20 protein-coding genes are annotated in these 18,791 nt (G+C 34.5%); 2 read left to right on the plus strand and 18 right to left on the minus strand.

Annotated features, from left to right (window positions below; all coding sequences use genetic code 11):
* Positions 1-10 precede the first annotated feature (10 nt).
* A complete protein-coding gene (locus tag N5D90_RS02695) occupies positions 11-739 on the minus strand; it encodes a LuxR C-terminal-related transcriptional regulator (RefSeq protein ID WP_185144194.1) in 729 nt (242 codons plus the stop codon).
* 206 nt (positions 740-945) lie between these two features.
* Between N5D90_RS02695 and N5D90_RS02700 the strand changes: the two genes are divergently transcribed.
* Entirely contained in the window at positions 946-1,347 is a 402-nt protein-coding gene (locus N5D90_RS02700; RefSeq protein ID WP_125350276.1) for a hypothetical protein, read from the plus strand.
* A 55-nt stretch (positions 1,348-1,402) separates the two neighbouring features.
* Here the strand turns inward: N5D90_RS02700 and N5D90_RS02705 are convergent, their stop codons facing one another.
* The 16 genes from N5D90_RS02705 to N5D90_RS02780 all read right to left on the minus strand — a co-directional run bounded on the left by N5D90_RS02705 (position 1,403) and on the right by N5D90_RS02780 (position 17,665).
* Positions 1,403-2,158, minus strand: a complete 756-nt coding sequence (locus N5D90_RS02705; protein ID WP_115000303.1) for an enoyl-CoA hydratase/isomerase family protein — start codon at positions 2,156-2,158, stop codon at positions 1,403-1,405.
* A 77-nt stretch (positions 2,159-2,235) separates the two neighbouring features.
* Entirely contained in the window at positions 2,236-4,287 is a 2,052-nt protein-coding gene (paaZ, locus tag N5D90_RS02710) for a phenylacetic acid degradation bifunctional protein PaaZ (protein ID WP_038335718.1), read from the minus strand.
* A 60-nt stretch (positions 4,288-4,347) separates the two neighbouring features.
* Entirely contained in the window at positions 4,348-4,941 is a 594-nt protein-coding gene (locus N5D90_RS02715) for a transferase hexapeptide repeat family protein (protein ID WP_280061477.1), read from the minus strand.
* An 81-nt stretch (positions 4,942-5,022) separates the two neighbouring features.
* A complete protein-coding gene (gene pcaF / locus N5D90_RS02720) occupies positions 5,023-6,228 on the minus strand; it encodes a 3-oxoadipyl-CoA thiolase (RefSeq protein ID WP_280061478.1) in 1,206 nt (401 codons plus the stop codon).
* 79 nt (positions 6,229-6,307) lie between these two features.
* A complete protein-coding gene (paaI, locus tag N5D90_RS02725) occupies positions 6,308-6,721 on the minus strand; it encodes a hydroxyphenylacetyl-CoA thioesterase PaaI (protein WP_180906691.1) in 414 nt (137 codons plus the stop codon).
* Positions 6,722-6,735: 14 nt separating this feature from the next.
* Positions 6,736-7,893, minus strand: a complete 1,158-nt coding sequence (locus N5D90_RS02730) for a 3-hydroxyacyl-CoA dehydrogenase NAD-binding domain-containing protein (protein WP_180906690.1) — start codon at positions 7,891-7,893, stop codon at positions 6,736-6,738.
* Positions 7,894-7,896: 3 nt separating this feature from the next.
* Complete coding sequence (locus tag N5D90_RS02735) at positions 7,897-8,682, minus strand: enoyl-CoA hydratase-related protein (RefSeq protein ID WP_180906689.1); 786 nt, start codon at positions 8,680-8,682, stop codon at positions 7,897-7,899.
* A 6-nt stretch (positions 8,683-8,688) separates the two neighbouring features.
* Positions 8,689-9,177, minus strand: coding sequence for a 1,2-phenylacetyl-CoA epoxidase subunit PaaD (gene paaD, locus N5D90_RS02740; protein WP_180906688.1), 489 nt, complete (start codon positions 9,175-9,177; stop codon positions 8,689-8,691).
* Positions 9,171-9,947, minus strand: coding sequence for a 1,2-phenylacetyl-CoA epoxidase subunit PaaC (gene paaC, locus N5D90_RS02745; RefSeq protein WP_180906687.1), 777 nt, complete (start codon positions 9,945-9,947; stop codon positions 9,171-9,173). Before paaC ends, paaD begins: the two co-directional genes overlap by 7 nt.
* A gap of 3 nt (positions 9,948-9,950) precedes the next feature.
* Complete coding sequence (paaB, locus tag N5D90_RS02750) at positions 9,951-10,238, minus strand: 1,2-phenylacetyl-CoA epoxidase subunit PaaB (RefSeq protein ID WP_038335709.1); 288 nt, start codon at positions 10,236-10,238, stop codon at positions 9,951-9,953.
* A 4-nt stretch (positions 10,239-10,242) separates the two neighbouring features.
* Positions 10,243-11,208, minus strand: a complete 966-nt coding sequence (paaA, locus tag N5D90_RS02755) for a 1,2-phenylacetyl-CoA epoxidase subunit PaaA (protein ID WP_038335708.1) — start codon at positions 11,206-11,208, stop codon at positions 10,243-10,245.
* Positions 11,209-11,230: 22 nt separating this feature from the next.
* Entirely contained in the window at positions 11,231-12,313 is a 1,083-nt protein-coding gene (gene paaE / locus N5D90_RS02760) for a 1,2-phenylacetyl-CoA epoxidase subunit PaaE (protein ID WP_280061479.1), read from the minus strand.
* Position 12,314: 1 nt separating this feature from the next.
* On the minus strand, positions 12,315-12,887 hold the full coding sequence (locus N5D90_RS02765; RefSeq protein ID WP_115000316.1) for a TetR/AcrR family transcriptional regulator: 573 nt from the start codon (positions 12,885-12,887) through the stop codon (positions 12,315-12,317).
* A 4-nt stretch (positions 12,888-12,891) separates the two neighbouring features.
* Complete coding sequence (locus N5D90_RS02770; protein WP_280061480.1) at positions 12,892-14,229, minus strand: phenylacetate--CoA ligase; 1,338 nt, start codon at positions 14,227-14,229, stop codon at positions 12,892-12,894.
* A gap of 116 nt (positions 14,230-14,345) precedes the next feature.
* On the minus strand, positions 14,346-16,400 hold the full coding sequence (locus N5D90_RS02775; protein ID WP_280061481.1) for a thiamine pyrophosphate-dependent enzyme: 2,055 nt from the start codon (positions 16,398-16,400) through the stop codon (positions 14,346-14,348).
* Between the two features lie 5 nt (positions 16,401-16,405).
* Positions 16,406-17,665, minus strand: a complete 1,260-nt coding sequence (locus N5D90_RS02780; protein ID WP_115000323.1) for a dihydrolipoamide acetyltransferase family protein — start codon at positions 17,663-17,665, stop codon at positions 16,406-16,408.
* A gap of 165 nt (positions 17,666-17,830) precedes the next feature.
* On the opposite strand from N5D90_RS02780, the gene N5D90_RS17120 reads away from it, so the two are divergent.
* A complete protein-coding gene (locus N5D90_RS17120; RefSeq protein WP_350324676.1) occupies positions 17,831-17,971 on the plus strand; it encodes a PLD nuclease N-terminal domain-containing protein in 141 nt (46 codons plus the stop codon).
* Here the strand turns inward: N5D90_RS17120 and N5D90_RS02785 are convergent.
* Positions 17,968-18,756 (minus strand): phosphatase PAP2 family protein, encoded by a 789-nt coding sequence (locus N5D90_RS02785; protein ID WP_260392444.1) that lies wholly within the window; start codon positions 18,754-18,756, stop codon positions 17,968-17,970. The genes N5D90_RS17120 and N5D90_RS02785 overlap by 4 nt on opposite strands.
* Between the last annotated feature and the right edge of the window lie 35 nt (positions 18,757-18,791).

Here is an 18,791-nt window from a genome sequence, read left to right on the forward strand (position 1 = left end):
GGATTTTTATTTATATATTTCTCAAACGTTTATATTTACTCAACAACTCTAAACCGCTTTTACACTCAGTTTTTCGTAATATATTTTTTCGATGAGTACGGACAGTATTATATGATATGAATAAGCGCTCAGATATTTGTCTATCCGATACGCCGTCTAAAATCATATTAGCAATTTCCCTTTCTCGTTTTGATAAATTCGGAAATTCATTTTTCAAGGAATCGTACATAAAAGTAGATTCTATTAAATTCTTTTTTAAATTTCTAATTGTTACAAAGTATTTATTTTGCTTAATTAAAATATCTAAATATATATTGCGATGATATGTAAAATTTATTCTACTATTATCCTCAGAAAAATTGTGAATCGTTTGGTGAACGAAATAAACAAATTGATTTAGATAATTACGAATACGAAATGCATATTCTATAACATAAATATCTTTTTTGTCAATATTTTTCAGATATTCTAATCCTTTTTTTTCTGCAAATTTCACAAAATCAATATCTTCTTTGCAATATAAATTTGTAATTTCTTGATATTTTTTCGGAAGTTTTTCAAAAGGATGTATCTCTAAAATAATTGGTTCTACATCTTTTATTTTATCTGTTTTATGATTTAAAATATAAGAATAAGAAGTTCCTAATTTCAAATCAATAGATTGCTTATCTAATTTTTTATGTGTTTTTTTAGATAAATTATTTTCATGAGAAAAAAAATCTGAAAATTCTTCTCTCAATTCTTTCATAAAGTGATTTTTTTTAGGCATAGTTAGAGTATTACAGATTATATAAAAATACAACAATTGAGGTATTTTATAGTGTTTTTTCTCATACTATTTTTGTCTCACAACAACAAAAGATATTTTTAGAAAAAATTCAGAATCAACTATATATAAATTGTTTTGATAATAAAAAAACAAACAATTCATATATTTTTTAGAAGATGAGAAAACTGGTAAGTTTAATAATGGTATTAGGAAGCTTTGTCGTAACAAACGCGCAAACGGAATCGGAAACATTAAATTGGTTACAAGAAAACAAACCAACATTAGATCATGTCAATTGCCAAGCATATAATTTGTACGGAGATTATTTCGAAATTACCGATGATTATGTAAAATTGTACAATGATGAAAAACAATATTGTAAGATATATTGGAAAGACGTTACGAAAGTAACTACGGAGGATAACTTTTTTTATTTAATTTCAAATAAAAAAGTTGATGATAAAAATGTGCAATTAAAAATGTTGATTACAAATACGCCTGCGAGAGAAAGTTTTGTAAACGCTCTGAGACATATGGTTGATTTAAAAACAACAATTGCAAAATCAAAATTATTTTAAGATAAAAAATCCACTTCAAATGAAGTGGATTTTTTATATAAACTATAGTTGTCTTTTATTTTGCTTTGAATTTGTTAATCGCGTTAATTGTAAATTCTGATAAAACTAATTCACCCGAAATTTTTGCACGATCAATTAATAATTCGTCCCAATTTTCTGTTCCTTCCCACGCAACACGTTTTAAATGTTTCATTGCTTCTGGATTTGAATTCGCTAATTTTTTAGCTAAAATATCGATTCCTTCATCCATTTCAACTGCATTTGCATAAACTTCTGCATACAAACCTTTTTCTTTCGCCCAATCAGCCGACTGAAATTCAGTTGCATTAATCGCCATTTGTGTAAAAGCAGAATTTCCAACTTTACGCTCCACAGCTGGTCCAACTACAAATGGTCCTATACCAACTGCTAATTCAGATAATTTTACTGCGGCATGTTCCGTTGCAAAAGTATAGTCAGCTGCCGATGCAATTCCAACTCCACCTCCTACTGCTTTACCTTGAATACGAGCTAAAACAAATTTAGGTGCTTTGCGAATCGCATTGATTACATGTGCAAATCCTGAGAAAAATTCTAATCCAGTTTCGCGATCTTTGATTGAAATTAATTCGTCAAAAGATGCACCAGCACAAAATGTTCTGTCTCCAGCACTTTTTAAAACAATAACTTTTACTTCGTCATCGTTTCCTAATTTCTCGATTTCAGTTGCTAAGTTTCTTAATTGAGAACCTGGCATTGAATTACTTTGTGGATGAAAGAATTCAATTGTACCAATTCCGTTTTGTATATCTGATTTTACGTAAGCTTCCATAGTAATTTGAATATGTGTTAATGTGATAATTTGAAAATTATTAGCTAATTAACGAATTATCACATTATCTAAATAAATTAATCTTGATTTAATTTTTTAACCATTGTTAAAATTGTTGCAATACCAACTGTTTCTCCTGTTTCGTCGTAAATATCAACCAACCAACGAACAATTCCTTTTGCCACATCGTTTTCATCTTTTTTCTCTTGATCGATTTTTTCTTTACACGTAAAACGCACTCCGATTGTCGAACCTGGATAAACAGGCTTCACAAAACGACATTCATCTAAACCATAGTTTAATAAAACTGGTCCTTTTTTCGCTAAAACAAATAAACCTGCCGCTTTTGACAATAAATAGTATCCATGTGCAACATTACGCTCAAAAATAGTTCCTTCCAAAGAAGTTGCATCAACGTGTGCGTAAAAATTATCTCCAGATAAAGCTGCAAATGCATTGATATCTGATTGTTGAATCGTATGTTTTGCTGTAATTAATGTATCACCAACTTTTACTTCTTCGAAATGCTTCGCGAATGGATGTTTATCTTCTTCGATGTAATCTGCTCCGTATTGATATTGTTGTGTAACAGCCGTTAATTTATTTGGAGAACCTTGGACTGCTGTACGTTGCATATAGTGTAATACACCACGTTTTCCTCCCATTTCTTCTCCTCCTCCTGCACGACCTGGACCTCCGTGAACTAATAATGGTAATGGTGATCCGTGACCTGTTGATTCTTTGATACATTCTGCATCTAAAATAACAATACGCCCGTGTAAAGAACCTGCATTTAATACGAATTCAGTCGCGATATCATTATCAGCAGTAACAATAGAACAAACTAAAGATCCTTTCCCCATACGCACTAATTCAATTGCTTCGGCAGTTCCATTGTAAGGAATAATCGTAGAAACTGGTCCAAAAGCTTCAATATTGTGAACATCAGTTTTATTGAATGGATCGTTGTTTAAAAATAAAATTGGAGAAATGAAAGAACCTTTGTTTTTATCAGCACCTTTCACTTCGAAATTATCTAAGTTTCCAAAAATAATTTCTTGCGATTTAGCTAATTCTTCTACTTTCTCACGAACTTCTTTTACTTGCGCTGCTCCCGCCAAAGCTCCCATACGAACACCTTCCACATTTGGGTCTCCAATTGTAGTCGTTGCCAAACGTTGTCCTAAAGCAATTTGTACATCCTCAACCAAATGAGCTGGAACTAACGCACGACGAACCGCAGTACACTTTTGCCCTGCTTTTGTTGTCATTTCACGCGTAACCTCTTTAATGAAAATATCAAATTCTGCTGATCCAACTTGTACATCTTCTCCTAAAACACAAGCGTTCAAAGAGTCAGCTTCTAAGTTGAATGGAACACCTTCTGAAGTAATTCTTGGGTGAGCTTTTAACATTTGTCCTGTCCAAGCAGAACCTGTAAAAGTTATAACATCTTCTGACTCTACACTATCTAAAATTCCGTTTGCAGAACCTGTGATTAATTGTAAAGCTCCGTCAGGTAAAATTCCAGATTCGATAATTGCACGAACAACAGTTTCCGTTAAGAAAGATGTGATTGTCGCAGGTTTTACGATAGCTGGAACTCCAGCCAATAAGTTAACGGCAACTTTTTCTAACATTCCCCAAACTGGAAAATTGAAGGCATTGATATGTATTGCAACACCTCGTTTTGGTGTTAAAATATGTGTACCTAAAAATGTTCCATTTTTTGATAATTTATGTGTTTCTCCTTCCACATAAAATGGTTGATCTCCGAATTGACGACGTAAAGATGCATTGGCAAATAAGTTTCCAATTCCTCCTTCAATATCAACCCAAGAATCTGCACGTGTTGCTCCTGTTGCCCAAGAAACTGTGTAAAATTCTTCTTTACGATCCATTAAGTATAAGGCTAATTTTTTCAACATTAAACCTCTTTCTTGGAACGTCATTTTACGTAAAACTGGTCCACCAACTGTACGTGCATAATCCATCATCGCACCGAAATCTAATCCAGCTGATGATGCAGTTCCTATTTCTTCGCCATTGATGGCGTTATATAACATTTGCCCTTCAGACGAACCTTTTGTCCATTGTCCTAAAGCATAATTTTCTAATTGTTTAGCCATTTTTATGTTGTTTGTGTATTTTATTATACGTCCAACGAAATTCGAATTTCGAAATCCGTTTTACTTTGTTTCGTTCCAAGTCTTGTAATTACTTGCCATTGACTCGTAATAATAATCTGGAACTTCTGTTAATGGTTCACAAGGTTTCAAACTCTCATGACAATCACTTGGTAATTGCATATATTGTTGAGTACCTTGATCTTTCCATTCGATCATTTGATCCGAAACTTGTTTTACGATTTTGGCAGGATTTCCAACCACAACACTTCTTGTCGGAATATGCGTATCAGCTTTTATAAATGTTAAAGCACCAACGATACATTCGTCCTCCACTACAACATTATCCATTACAACGGCATTCATCCCTACCATACAATTACGACCAATTGTTGCGCCGTGAATAATTGCTCCGTGACCAATATGTGCTTTTTCTTTTAATCGAACAGTAGTTCCCGGAAACATATGAATCGTACAATTTTCTTGTACATTACAATTATCTTCGATAATAATTTGTCCCCAATCACCACGTAATGCACAACCTGGACCGATATATACATCTTTCCCGATAATCACATTTCCTGTTACCACTGCCTGTGGATGAATAAAAGCTGTTGGATGAACAACGGGTTTATATCCTTTGAATTCGTAAATCATTTTTGTAATATAGTTTTTCGTTTGACGAAATTCGAAATTAGTATTACTCGAAAAACTAACTTCGAATTTCGAATAACTATTTTATGCTCTTTCAATAATTACAGCGTAACCTTGTCCTAAACCGATACACATTGTAACCAATGCATAACGTTTTCCTGTTGCTTGTAACTCGTAAGCCGCAGAATTTAAGATACGCGCTCCAGACATTCCAAGTGGATGTCCTAAAGCAATTGCTCCACCGTTTGGATTGATACGAGCATCATTATCCGCTAAACCTAAGGCACGCGTACATGCTAAAGACTGTGCTGCGAAAGCTTCGTTTAATTCGATAATATCAATATCATTCATTGTTAAACCAGCTTTTTCTAACGCAATTTTCGTTGCATTAACTGGTCCAATTCCCATGATACGAGGCTCAACACCTGCAACACCAGAAGAAACAATACGCGCCATTGGTGTTAAACCAAAATCTTTGATTGCTTGTTCTGAAGCTAAAATATTAGCAGCCGCACCATCGTTCAAACCAGAAGCATTACCCGCAGTTACCGTTCCATCTGCTTTGAAAGCTGGACGTAACTTCGATAAAATTTCCATTGTTGTATTATTTTTAGGAAATTCATCTGTATCAAAAATGATTGCATCACCTTTACGTTGTGGAATAACAACAGGAACAATCTCTTTCGCTAAACGTCCATTAGCTTGTGCAGCAGCCGTTTTTTGTTGAGACCAAACCGCAAATAAATCTTGATCTTCACGCGAAATATTATCACGCTCCGCCAAATTTTCTGCTGTATTTCCCATTCCATCAACACCCCACATTTCTTTCATTTTAGGGTTGATAAAACGCCAACCAAAAGTTGAATCATAAATTTGCGCATCACCACCAAATGGAGAGGCTGATTTAGAAACTACTAAAGGTGCACGAGTCATCGATTCAGCTCCGCCAGAAATCATTAATTGTGCATCACCAACTTGAATTGCTCTTGACGCAGCAATTGCAGCCGATAATCCAGAAGCACATAAACGGTTTACCGTTTCACCCGGAACTGTATAAGGTAATCCTGATAACAAAGCCGACATACGTGCAATATTACGGTTATCCTCTCCTGCTTGATTTGCATTTCCTAAAATTACATCGTAAAATGCAGCAGGATCGATTGATGGATTTCTTTTTAATAATTCGGCGATTACCATTGCGCCCATATCGTCTGGACGAACAGCTGATAATCCACCTTTTAATTTACCAATTGGAGTTCTAACTCCGTCTATAATATATGTTTGGTTCATTTTTATACGTTTTACGTGATACGTTTTACGCTTAACGTTCAAAAAACTTAGAACTTTATAACGTAGAACTTATAACATTTTACTCTTCAATCAAAGGTTTACCTGTTCTGAAACAAGTTCCTTTAAATAAAGCAATTAACTCATTGTTTTGATTCGTAACTTTGATATCGTAAATACCTGTTCTTTTTGTCGAAGAAACTTCTTGCGATTCGATTGTAAATACATCACCTTCGTGTCCAGCTTTCGTAAATGAAATATGAACATCTAAAGCAACTGAAATATTATTGTACATATTGCACGAAAAAGCAAACGCAGAATCTGCCATCGCAAAAGTAACGCCTCCGTGAACAGAACCTACTCCGTTCATCATTTCTGGACGAATTGCTGCTTGTAATTTTGCATATCCTTCTCTAACTTCAATTACTTCTAAACCTAACCATTCACTAAATTTATCGTGATCAAGCATTGCATTTAATAACTTTTGTGGTTCCATGTTTTGATATTTTTTTAGTAGAATGTTTTGTTTTCTTTGACGTAATTTCTGATAATTGGACTTAAACGATAACGGTCTTCGTGGTAATAATTGTACAATTCATCTAAATCGTCTTGTACTTTTTCCAAACCATATTCATCCGCCCATTTCAATAATCCTTTTGGATAATTTACACCTTTTGTCATCGCTGTATCTAAATCTTCACGGTTTGCAATGTTTAAAAATAAAGCATCAGCTGCTTCGTTGATTAACATCACTAAAACGCGTTTGTAGATTTTTTCTAATAAAGCTTGATCTTGAGATGGTGCTTTTTTCTCCACTCCTTCTGCATAATTGTAGAATCCACGACCAGATTTACGTCCGTAATATCCCGCTTCGAATAAACGTTTTTGAGAAAAAGATGGTTTGAAACGAGGATCATAAAAGAATGATTCGAAAACAGATTCGGTTACACGATAATTCACATCATGACCGATAAAATCCATTAATTCGAAAGGTCCCATACGGAAACCTCCAACAGAAGTCATTGCAAAATCGATTGTTTCTGCATCGGCTACGCCTTCTTCTAATAAACGAATCGATTCGCTGTAGAATGGGCGAGCCACACGATTTACAATAAATCCTGGTGTATCTTTTGTGATGACTGGTAATTTACCAACAGATTGAATTAATGCTTTTACTTCGTCTGCTAATCCTTCGCGTGTTTGCACAGCTGGAATAATTTCTACCAAAGCCATTAATGGTGCTGGATTGAAAAAGTGAATTCCGATTACACGTTCTGGTTTTGAACACGCAGATGCAATTGATGCAATTGATAAAGAAGAAGTGTTTGACGCTAAAATACATTCGTCAGAAACGATTTCTTCCACTTGTTTGAAAACTGATTTTTTGATATCTAAGTTTTCAATAATTGCTTCAATCATTAAATCGATTGATGCAAAAGCTGTTAAACTATCTGCATATTCGATCTTGTTTTGAATTTCTTGTGCTTTTTCAGCAGTATATTTTTCTTTCGCCACTAACTTCTCGAAAGTCTTCGCTAAGTTTTGTTTAGAACGATCTAAAGCTTCTTTATTTGTGTCATATAAAACAACAGAATGACCAGATTGAGCAAAAACTTGCGCAATTCCAGAACCCATTGCTCCACCACCAATAATTCCTATTTTTTTCATTTCTTACTCGCCTTTAAAAACTGGATTTCTTTTCTCGATAAATGCGTCTACACCTTCTTGATAATCCGATGTATTCCCTGATTTAGCTTGAAATAATCCTTCTTGAATTAATTGTTCTTCGATTGAATTATTAAATGTTTGATTCAATAATTTCTTTGTATAAGCCAAACCTTTTGTTGGAAGATTGGCTAATTTATCTGCAATCTTTGCAACTTCAGTATCGAAAATATCATCAGCAAAAAACTCATAAATCATTCCGATTTCTTTAGCTTGAGCCGCCGAAACTTTATCCGCCAGCATCATTAAAGCAGTTGCTTTTTGAAGTCCAATTAAACGAGGTAAGAAATAAGTTCCTCCACAATCTGGAATTAAACCAATTTTAGAAAAAGCTTGAATAAAATTTGTCGATTCTTTCGCGACAACAATGTCACAAGCCAAAGCTAAATTTGCTCCTGCACCGGCAGCAACACCGTTTACAGCAGCAACAACTGGTTTGTCCATGTTTCTAATTTTAAGAACCAATGGATTGTAATTTTCTTGAACGATTTTATTGAAGTCGATTTCTTTTTCTTCTAAAACTTCGCCTAAATCTTGACCAGCGCAGAATGCTTTCCCCGTTCCAGTTAAAACCACTGCACGAACAGAAACATCTTGAGCTGCAACATCCAAGTGATGTTGAAGAGATTTAATCATTTCCTGATTAAAACTGTTAAAAACAGAAGGACGATTCAACGTAATCGTAGCAATTCCTCCCTCTTGTGTGTATAGGATTGATGTTGAATTTTCCATAATTTTTTAGTGATGACATTTGAAATAATCAAATGGTTCGTGGCAGCTATTGCATTGATACATAGCTTTGCAGGCCGTAGAACCAAATTGACTGATAAGTCTGGTATCTGTAGAGCCACATTGTGGACATTCTACATTTTGTTCATCCGAAAAAAGCGCATCAGACGAAGGATTTTTGGTTGGCGGTGCAATTCCATAAGCCTTCATTTTTTGCTTTCCTTCTTCTGTCATCCAATCAGTTGACCATGAAGGGCTCAACTGATTAATGACATTGATATTTTTGAATCCTTTTTCGATTAATTTTAAACGAACAGAAATTGAAATTGCACTCATAGCAGGACATCCTGAATATGTTGGCGTAATTGTAACATTGACACTTTGTTCGTCAATTAATTCAATTTTACGCACAACACCAAGATCGATTACACTAATCACAGGAATTTCTGGATCAGCGACTTCCTCCATGTATTGCCAAATTTCTTTTTCGGTTACCATTGCGAATTAGGATAAGTTCTTTGTAAATATTGTAAATCTGTTAAGATAAATCCTAAATGCTCTGTATGAACACCTTCTTTACCTCCTTTTTGTACAAATGCATTTTCTACATCAGCTTCGATTGTAGCTTCGTCTAAAATTGCTTTTACATTTGCGAACCAAGTTGTTTGAAATTCTTCTGGACTTGAAATTAATCCTTCTTCAACTAAAGCTTTTTGGTAAGGCGCTAATAAAAACGCTTCTTTTACATAAGGTAAAATATTGTTTACAGCTTCCTGAATTTTATCGTGAGATTCTTGTGTTCCGTCTCCTAAACGAATCATCCATTCTGAAGACCATTTTAAGTGATATTTTACTTCTTTCAATGATTTTTCAGCGATGGCTTGTAATTTAAGATCTTTTACTTTCAAGAATTGTTCTAACAATAACGCATGGTAAGAATCATAAAAGAATTGACGTGCAACCGTATCTCCGAAATGTCCGTTTGGTAATTCAACCAACAATAAGTTTTTATATTCACGCTCTTCACGTAACATTGCTAACGTATCTTCAGTTGCTCCATTCCCGATCATTTCCGCAGCATAGTCATAATAATTAGAAGTTTGACCTAATAGATCCAACGCCATATTAGACATTGCAATGTCTTGTTCTAAAATTGGACCATGACCACACCATTCGCATAAACGTTGCGCCAAAATTAGATTTGTATCCGCTAAATGCAAGATAAAATCGATGTAATTTTGATTGTTTTGATAAACTGTACTTGTCATAAATTACATGTTTTTAATTTCTTCTGGTACATCATAAAAAGTTGGATGACGGTAAACTTTGTCTTCTGCAGGGTCAAAAAATTGTTCTGCTTCATCAGGATTAGAAGCATGGATATTAGCAGATTCTACCACCCAAATACTTACACCTTCTAAACGACGTGTATATACATCGCGTGCATTTTCTAGTGCCATTGTAGCATCAGCAGCATGTAAGCTCCCAACGTGTTTATGGTCTAACCCTTGTTTACTTCTAATGAATACTTCCCATAAAGGCCAATCTCTATTTTCCATCTTTTTATGCGTTTTTGCGTTGTTCTTTTTCTAATTCTCTTTGTTTTCTTTTTTCGTGGTAAGCTGTTGCTGCATCACGAACCCAAGCTCCTTCGTTGTGTGCGTTACGGCGAGCATCCAAACGTTGTTTGTTACATTTACCGTTTCCTTTCACAACATTCCAGAATTCTTCCCAATCAATTTCTCCGAATTCGTAGTGACCTGTTTCTTCGTTGAATTTTAGATCAGGATCTGGAATAGTTAATCCTAAATATTCGGCTTGAGGAATAGAAATATCTACGAAACGTTGACGTAATTCGTCATTCGAGAAACGTTTGATTCTCCATTTCATTGATAATTCTGAGTTTGAAGATTCTTCATCTTTTGGTCCAAACATCATTAATGTAGGCCACCACCAACGATTCATTGCATCTTGCAACATCGCTTTTTGTTCTGGTGTTCCTTTTGATAATACTACTAATGCTTCGTAACCTTGTCTTTGGTGGAAAGATTCTTCTTTACAAACACGTACCATTGCGCGAGCATAAGGTCCGTAAGAAGTTCTACATAATGGAACTTGATTCAAAATCGCAGCTCCATCTACCAACCAACCAATCATTCCGATATCTGCCCAAGTAAGGGTTGGATAATTGAAGATTGATGAATATTTTGCTTTACCTGAATGTAAATCATTTAAAGTTTGGATACGAGAAACACCTAATGTTTCTGCTGCACAGTATAAATATAGACCGTGTCCAGCTTCGTCTTGAACTTTCGCTAACAAAATTTTCTTTCTATTTAACGAAGGTGCTCTTGTAATCCAGTTTGCTTCTGGCAACATCCCAACAATTTCTGAGTGAGCATGTTGAGAGATTTGTCTAATTAATGTTTTGCGGTATGCGTCTGGCATCCAGTCTTTTGGTTCGATACGAACTTCATTTTCAATCTTATTATCGAAGATTTCTTGAAAATCAATTTCTTTTGCACTCATTTCTAAACGTTTTTAAAGTTGATTATTTGGCATCAAAATCTACCACGACTTCTGCAGAACGAGGATGCGCTTGACACGCTAATACAAATCCTCTTTCTAATTCATCTGGCTCAAGTGAGTAGTTGATGTCCATTTCTACCTCACCCTTCTCTACTTTACACTTACAAGTTGCGCAAACACCACCTTTACAAGCATAAGGTAAATCAGCTCCGTTTTGTAAAGCCGCATCTAAGATTGTATCGCCATTATAACCCAAATCAATCTGTAAAGCTGTTGCATCTAATTTGATGGTAACTTTACTCATTGTGTCATCTGATTGTTTTACAGCTTTTTGACGCTCTACCTTTTTCGCTTCTGCAGATGCACTATAGAATAACTCGAAATGCAAATGTTTTGCATCAACTCCTGCTTCTACAAAAGCGTCACGACCGCTTAAAATCATTTCTTCTGGTCCACAAAGGAAAACTTCGCTTACTTCTTTTGGATCGATGATATTTTGCAAGAAATATTCAATTTTTGCTTTATCAATACGACCACTCAAAATCTCAGCATCAGCCGTTTCGCGACTCAAGATATTGTAAACGCTAATGCGTTGCATGTATCTATTTTTTAATGCTTCGATTTCTTCTTTAAAAATAATCGAACCTTTGTTTTTGTTTCCATATAACAGTACAAATTCACTGTTAGGTTCTGTTTGTAGAACTGTTTTGATGATAGAAAGTACTGGTGTAATTCCTGATCCTGCCACAATTCCTACATATAATTTTTTGTTGTCTTCGTGTACTTCTGTAAAGAAATTTCCTTGTGGAGTCATTACATCAAGAACATCGCCAACTTTGATTGTATCGTTAACAAATGTCGAGAAAATTCCATCCTCAATTTTCTTTACAGCAACTCTTAATTCATTATCCAAAGGACTTGAACAAATTGAGTAAGAACGTCTAATTTCTTCGTTATTGTGAAGATTCTTAAACGTTAAATATTGACCATGTTTGAATTTGAATTCTTGGTTTAATTCTTCTGGCACTTCAAATGTAACGGATACACAATCTGGTGTTTCCTTTTTTACATTTTTAACGCGTAATTGGTGAAAATTTATAGCCATATTATTTTTGAAATCCGTTAATTAATAGTGTCATTAAGTCATTTTCTAATTGCTCTGGTGAGATATCTCGTCCAGGTTTGTACCACAATTCTATCCAACGTAATGATGATAATAAAGTAAATAAAGCAACCGAAACATTCAAGTCTTTAAATTCGCCTGCTGCAATTCCTGCTTTGATAAGATTGGCGATTCTTTTTTCGTATCCTTTTCGAATTGTTTTGTACAATTCTTTTTTCGTATCCGAAAGATTTTTCCAATCATTATTTGCAACAGAAACTTCGTTTGGCTCATCAATAATCATTCTGACGTGTAATTGAATTAAATCTCTCAATTTCTGAACATTTGATTCGTCTGTATCTTCGATCGAACTAATGTGAGAAACATATTGATTAGCAACTTTAAAACAAATCTCTTCTAAAATTTCGTCTTTCGAACGAATGTGATTGTATAAACTTGCCGCTTCCATTCCAACTTTTTCAGCCAGTTCGCGCATTGATGTAGCCGAATAACCTTTTTGTTTAAAGATTAATGCAGCTTCTTGAATAATCAGTTCTTTTTTACTTTGTTTAGGCATATATTTATAAATGTCTGTTATCGATGATTCGGTTTAATTTTCCTCCTTCACTTTTCGGAAGTCCATCAACTTGATACAATTTAACATTCATTCCTAATCCAATATTATCTCTAATCTTTTTGTGAATATTAGAGATTAATTTGCAACATGCATGATTAGATTCGTCGTTCAAATTATCACAAGTGAAACCTTGGCTTGCAAAATAGTCAGGATTAATTTCAAATCCAACTTCTACAGCATCCATATTTTTAGGTTTTGTTAAAACTACTTGATAATTTGGCGATAATTCTGGGAATTCTGGAATAAAATCAGCGATTTGCGTGTGAAAGAAATTTACACCTCTAATAATCATCATATCATCTGCACGACCAATAATTGGTCCCATTTTGATATGCGTTCTTTTCTTAGAATGTTCGTACGTAAGGGTTGTGATATCTCCCGTCCAATAACGCACCAATGGTAAAGCTTCTTTTGTTAACGTTGTAATCACTAAAACTCCAGGTTGTCCGTAAGGTACAGGCTCACCTGTTTTCTCGTCTACAATCTCTGGAAAGAAGTGGTCTTCCCAAATGTAAGATCCTGTTCCTTGCTCTTCATAATCTTCATTAGATACACCAGGTCCGATAATTTCGCTCAATCCATAGATATTAGAAGCTTTGATGTTTAAACTTCCTTCTACTTCTTGGCGTAAGGCTTCTGACCAAGGTTCTGATCCCAAAATCGCAAACTTAAGATTTAAGCTTTCTAATGATTCGCCTCTTTTCTTGATTTCCTCAGCTACTGTTAATGCATACGATGGTGTTGCACAAATCGCATCAGCCTGAAAATCTTTCAACAACATGATTTGTTTTTCAGTATTTCCACCAGAAATAGGAACAACTGTCATTCCTAACTTTTCTGCTCCATAATGTAATCCCAAACCTCCTGTAAACAAACCATAACCATAGGCATTTTGTAATGTCATTCCTGGTTCGCATCCAGAAGCTGCTAAAGAACGCGCTACTACTTCTGAAAATAATTCGATGTCATTTTTGGTATAACCTACAACAGTTGGTTTTCCTGTTGTGCCGCTTGAACAATGTAAACGGATTACGTTGCTCTTTGGTTCTGCAAATAATCCGAACGGATAGTTCTCTCTTAAATGTGTTTTTTTGGTGAAAGGTAATTTGTGTAGATCTTCAACACCTTTGATGTCTTCTGGTTTTATTCCAGCCGCATCAAATGCTTCTTTGTAAAAAGGTACATTGTTGTACACTTTTTGTAACATGTTTTGAAGTCTTTCGTTTTGAAGAACGCGCAATTTTTCAATTGGCATTTGTTCTATCTCGGGATTAAATATCATAATTTTTGCAGATTTTGATTTTTGATAATAACAAATTTAATCAAAAAAACTAAAAAAACTAACGTTTGTTAGTTTTTTTAGTGTAAAAAATACAATTCTTATTAATTATTGCCTTTTTAATAAGATAAAACACTATTAATCAATATTTTTAATTTTTCAGCATTGGGTAACATCTCTGCTTCCAAAGTCGAATTTAATGGAATTGCTGGCATATCTTGCGCTCCTAACACACGAATTGGTGCATCTAAGTACTCAAAACACTCTTCATTAATTAAGCCTGAAATACTCTGTGCAAAAGAGTTTTGCTTCGCTTCTTCTGTCAAAACAATACAACGATTGTGTTTTTTTACACTATTAAAGATTGTTTCTTCATCTAACGGAACTAAAGTTCTTAAATCGATAATTTCGACTTGATTAGGAAAACCCTTTGCCGCTTGTTTTGCCCAATACACTCCCATTCCGTATGTAATAATCGAAACAGAATTATGATTATGAGAAGATTCAGCCGTTAAAACTTCACGTGCTTTACCAAAAGGCAATACATAATGTTCGTCTGGCTCAACAGTCGCGGCATCTTCTGTTCCTTTTATCTTACTCCAGTATAAACCTTTGTGTTCTAGCATTACAACAGGATTTGGATCGTAATAAGCAGCTTTCATCAAACCTTTCAAATCCGCTCCAGTAGATGGATACGCAATTTTGATTCCTTTGATATTCGTCAAAACACTTTCTACTGAACTTGAGTGATAAGGTCCTCCGCTTCCATACGCACCAATTGGCACACGTAAAATCATAGAAACTGGCCATTTGCCATTTGATAAGTAATTAGAACGCGCTACTTCTGTAAATAATTGATTCAATCCTGGCCAAATATAATCTGCAAATTGCACCTCAACAATTGGTTTTAAGCCAACTGCAGACATTCCAACTGTAGATCCGATTATAAAGGCTTCTTGAATTGGTGTATTAAATACACGATTTTTTCCATATTGTTTTGCTAAAGTCGCTGCTTCACGAAAAACTCCACCTAAACGCAACCCAACATCTTGTCCATATAATAAAGCTTCTGGATGTTCTGCCATCAATTCACGAATCGCAAACAACGCAGAATCTACCATTACTGTTTTTTCTTTTCCTTCTGGTGAACGATTTCCTTTTTCTTCAGTAATCGGTGTTGGCGCAAAAACATGCGTATACAAATCTTCAGGGCGAGGATCTTCTGCTTTTAATGCTTCTTGATATTCAGCCTGAACTTGTTCTTTTATCTTATTCTCAATTTCGATTAAATCATTTTCTTCGAAACCTTCATTTAATAACGTATGTTTTAATTTATCATAAGGATCGCGAGATTGTGCTTCCTCCAAATCATCTCTGTACCATTCTTTGCGAACGCCAGATGTATGATGATTCAATAAAGGAACTTTTGCATGCACCAAAATCGGACGACGTTCTGTACGAATAATTTCAATTGCACGTTGAATCGTTTCATAAGAAGCCAAGAAATCTGTTCCATCAACCACAAAAACTTCCAAACCATTGAAACCTTTCGCATAATGGGCAATATCTTGCGCACGAATTTCATCTGCCGAAGCCGAAATATCCCATTCATTATCTTGAACCAAATATAAAATTGGTAATTGTTTCAACGCTGCCATTTGGAAAGCTTCCGCAACCTCACCTTCTGTACAAGACGCATCTCCTAACGAACAAACTGCAATTGGTTTTAGTTCTTCGTCACAAAGACCTTCTAACTCTTTGTATTGCATTCCCATCGCAATTCCCGTTGTTGGAATCGCTTGCATTCCCGTTGCACTACTTTGATGCGGAATTTTTGGCATATTATCTCGACGCAAACTTGGATGAGAATAATACGTTCTTCCTCCAGAAAAAATATCATCGCGTTTTGCCAATAATTGCAACATCAATTCATAAGGCGTAATCCCGATTGATAATAACATGGCATCATCACGGTAATATGCGCTTAAGTAATCTTGTGGTAATAATTGTAATCCTGTTGCAATTTGAATTGCTTCGTGTCCACGCGCTGTTGCGTGAACATATTTGCTTGTTACAGCTTTATTTTCTTCGTATAATTCGGTTAAAGATTTTGCAGTAACCAATAATTCGTATGCTTGTTTAAGTAATGTTGTTGTTGATAATATGGTTTCCATTCTGATTAAATTTGCGTGTTAACATCCCAATTCTCCATGTAATCTGAAATTCGTTTCAAGAAAACGCCTCCCAAAGATCCGTCTATCACACGATGATCAAACGAAAGTGACAAATACATAAATTGTCTTGCCACAATAATATCTCCAAATTCAGTTTCCAAAACCGCTGGTTTTTTCTTGATTACACCAGTCGCCAAAATTGCCACTTCGGGTTGATTGATAATTGGCGTTCCCATTAAATTACCAAAAGTTCCTACATTACTTATTGTAAACGTTCCTCCACGAACATCATCTGGCGAAAGTTTGTTGTTTCTCGCTTTATCTACAATTGAATTTACACCTTTTGCTAAACCTTCTAAATTCAATTCATTGGCTTGATGAATAACAGGAACAATCAAATTATTGTTTGGTAAAGCAGTTGCAATTCCAATATTTATCTCATTGTGTTTGATTATTTTAGTCTCAGTTTCATCAACTGATACATTAACCATTGGAAAATCTTTAATTGCCCGAACAACACAATCTACAATTAACGGCGTAAACGTTAATTTCTGTTTGTATTTTGCTTCAAAAGCAGCTTTATTTTCTTCGCGCCATTTCACAAAATTCGTAACATCAGGTTCTACATAAGCCGTCACATGAGGCGAAGTTTGTTTACTCTTTTTCATGTGTTTCGAAATCAATTGACGCATTTTATCCATCTCAATGATTTCATCTTTCGCTCCAAAAGAAGAACTTGAAACTACATTATTTTCACTTAAAGCATTACTTGAATTATTAGTTGTAAATGATTTATTTTTAATATAATTCAACACATCATTCTTCGAAATTCTCCCATCACGACCAGAACCTTTTATTTGTGAAATATCAGTTGATTGAAGATTTTCTTTTTGAATAATACTTTTTACCAAAGGTGATAAAAATTGATTTGTATCGATTGAATTTATAGTTTGTGAAGTTGTAGCAGTTTCAATCTTTTTTTCTTCAACATTTTCAGTTTTTTGAGCTAATTGTTGTTGATTTTCTGATGGCTCAATTAAAGCAAAAACTTCTCCGATTTTTATTTCATCTCCTTCATTAAATCTAAACTCAATAATTTTTCCAGCAGTTGTAGAAGGCACATCAGAATCTACTTTATCCGTCGAAACTTCGGCAATTACCTCATCCTCTTGAATGAAATCACCAACGTTTTTTGTAAAACGAACCAATTGTACAGACTCAACACTTTCTCCCAATTTTGGAATCGTTAGTTCTATATTCTTCATTTTATTTGTTTGCAGTTTTGAGCGTTGAAGATAATGATTTTTTATAAAAACTAATGAATGTTAGTTGAAATATTCATTAGTTTTATGCAAATTAATTAAACAATGGAAGATATTTTTGTTGGGATATGGTTTCTTTTTGCATTAACAATGGCCTTTTTACCAATAATGTGTTTAATACATATTATTACACATCAGTTTAGAAATTTAAAAACAAAATTTCTATGGATTTTTGTTGTAGTATTAATTCCATATTTAGGTTCTATTTTATATTATTTAAAAGGTCGAAATATGGTTATAAATAACTAAAACCTCATCACCAAACCAACTCCCGCTTGATTATTTTGATAAACAGGAAAAACCATTGTTGCGACTTTAGATTCTTTATTTTTGGGAGAAAACCAATTGTTAATTGTAGGAAATAACCAATACGCCAATTCCGTCGATAAAATTCCTATTCCCGCTCCAGCAACAACATCTCCTACCCAATGGCGATTATTGATAACACGATAAACACCCGTAAAAGCAGCCAAAGGATATCCAGCCAAACTCAACCAAAAATTAGAATCTTGGTATTCTCGAAACATAAATTGAGCCGTAGAAAACGCATTCGCCGTATGTCCTGAAGGAAAAGAAAGATTGTTTGTACCATCAGGTCTTTCCTCTTGTACAGTGTGTTTTAACCCCATCACCAAACCAGTATTGATGATTTGAGAAGTTGCTAAAATTATCGTTCGATCTCGTAAATTATGCTTTCCTTGAACACCTGCTAAGTTTAATCCATAAACCGCTACCGCAGGCAAATATTGTGTATAATTATCAAATCGATTTCCTTTGGTTTTATCTTCCAAAATCTCTTTTTGAGTCGATTTATTCAAATTATCCAACGCTGGAATTGCCAAACTCAAACTTCCGTACGTAATTAAAGTCGCAGGAATAATCAACTTTTTGGCGTTAAAATGATAAACTTTATCTTCTGGATTAAATGTCTGTTTTGAAATAGAATCAAGTTGAATAGAATCCGTTTTAGTTTGCTGTATCGTATCTTGTGCATTCCCTTTTATCGAAAATATTGAAAGTAATACACAATTCATTAATATCGTTTTTGTTTTAATTTGGTTCATTTTCA

Origin of the sequence: Empedobacter sp. GD03797 (genome assembly GCF_029842105.1) — a bacterium.
Taxonomy (GTDB): Bacteria; Bacteroidota; Bacteroidia; order Flavobacteriales; family Weeksellaceae; genus Empedobacter; species Empedobacter falsenii_C.

What these genes read in the sequence shown, in the direction of transcription:
- N5D90_RS02700 (WP_125350276.1), top strand. Translation starts at nt 946, where the DNA reads ATGAGAAAACTGGTAAGTTTAATAATGGTATTAGGAAGCTTTGTCGTA.
- N5D90_RS02705 (WP_115000303.1), bottom strand. Translation starts at nt 2,158, where the DNA reads ATGGAAGCTTACGTAAAATCAGATATACAAAACGGAATTGGTACAATT.
- paaZ (WP_038335718.1), bottom strand. Translation starts at nt 4,287, where the DNA reads ATGGCTAAACAATTAGAAAATTATGCTTTAGGACAATGGACAAAAGGT.
- N5D90_RS02715 (WP_280061477.1), bottom strand. Translation starts at nt 4,941, where the DNA reads ATGATTTACGAATTCAAAGGATATAAACCCGTTGTTCATCCAACAGCT.
- pcaF (WP_280061478.1), bottom strand. Translation starts at nt 6,228, where the DNA reads ATGAACCAAACATATATTATAGACGGAGTTAGAACTCCAATTGGTAAA.
- paaI (WP_180906691.1), bottom strand. Translation starts at nt 6,721, where the DNA reads ATGGAACCACAAAAGTTATTAAATGCAATGCTTGATCACGATAAATTT.
- N5D90_RS02730 (WP_180906690.1), bottom strand. Translation starts at nt 7,893, where the DNA reads ATGAAAAAAATAGGAATTATTGGTGGTGGAGCAATGGGTTCTGGAATT.
- N5D90_RS02735 (WP_180906689.1), bottom strand. Translation starts at nt 8,682, where the DNA reads ATGGAAAATTCAACATCAATCCTATACACACAAGAGGGAGGAATTGCT.
- paaD (WP_180906688.1), bottom strand. Translation starts at nt 9,177, where the DNA reads ATGGTAACCGAAAAAGAAATTTGGCAATACATGGAGGAAGTCGCTGAT.
- paaC (WP_180906687.1), bottom strand. Translation starts at nt 9,947, where the DNA reads ATGACAAGTACAGTTTATCAAAACAATCAAAATTACATCGATTTTATC.
- paaB (WP_038335709.1), bottom strand. Translation starts at nt 10,238, where the DNA reads ATGGAAAATAGAGATTGGCCTTTATGGGAAGTATTCATTAGAAGTAAA.
- paaA (WP_038335708.1), bottom strand. Translation starts at nt 11,208, where the DNA reads ATGAGTGCAAAAGAAATTGATTTTCAAGAAATCTTCGATAATAAGATT.
- paaE (WP_280061479.1), bottom strand. Translation starts at nt 12,313, where the DNA reads ATGGCTATAAATTTTCACCAATTACGCGTTAAAAATGTAAAAAAGGAA.
- N5D90_RS02765 (WP_115000316.1), bottom strand. Translation starts at nt 12,887, where the DNA reads ATGCCTAAACAAAGTAAAAAAGAACTGATTATTCAAGAAGCTGCATTA.
- N5D90_RS02770 (WP_280061480.1), bottom strand. Translation starts at nt 14,229, where the DNA reads ATGATATTTAATCCCGAGATAGAACAAATGCCAATTGAAAAATTGCGC.
- N5D90_RS02775 (WP_280061481.1), bottom strand. Translation starts at nt 16,400, where the DNA reads ATGGAAACCATATTATCAACAACAACATTACTTAAACAAGCATACGAA.
- N5D90_RS02780 (WP_115000323.1), bottom strand. Translation starts at nt 17,665, where the DNA reads ATGAAGAATATAGAACTAACGATTCCAAAATTGGGAGAAAGTGTTGAG.
- N5D90_RS17120 (WP_350324676.1), top strand. Translation starts at nt 17,831, where the DNA reads ATGTGTTTAATACATATTATTACACATCAGTTTAGAAATTTAAAAACA.
- N5D90_RS02785 (WP_260392444.1), bottom strand. Translation starts at nt 18,756, where the DNA reads ATGAATTGTGTATTACTTTCAATATTTTCGATAAAAGGGAATGCACAA.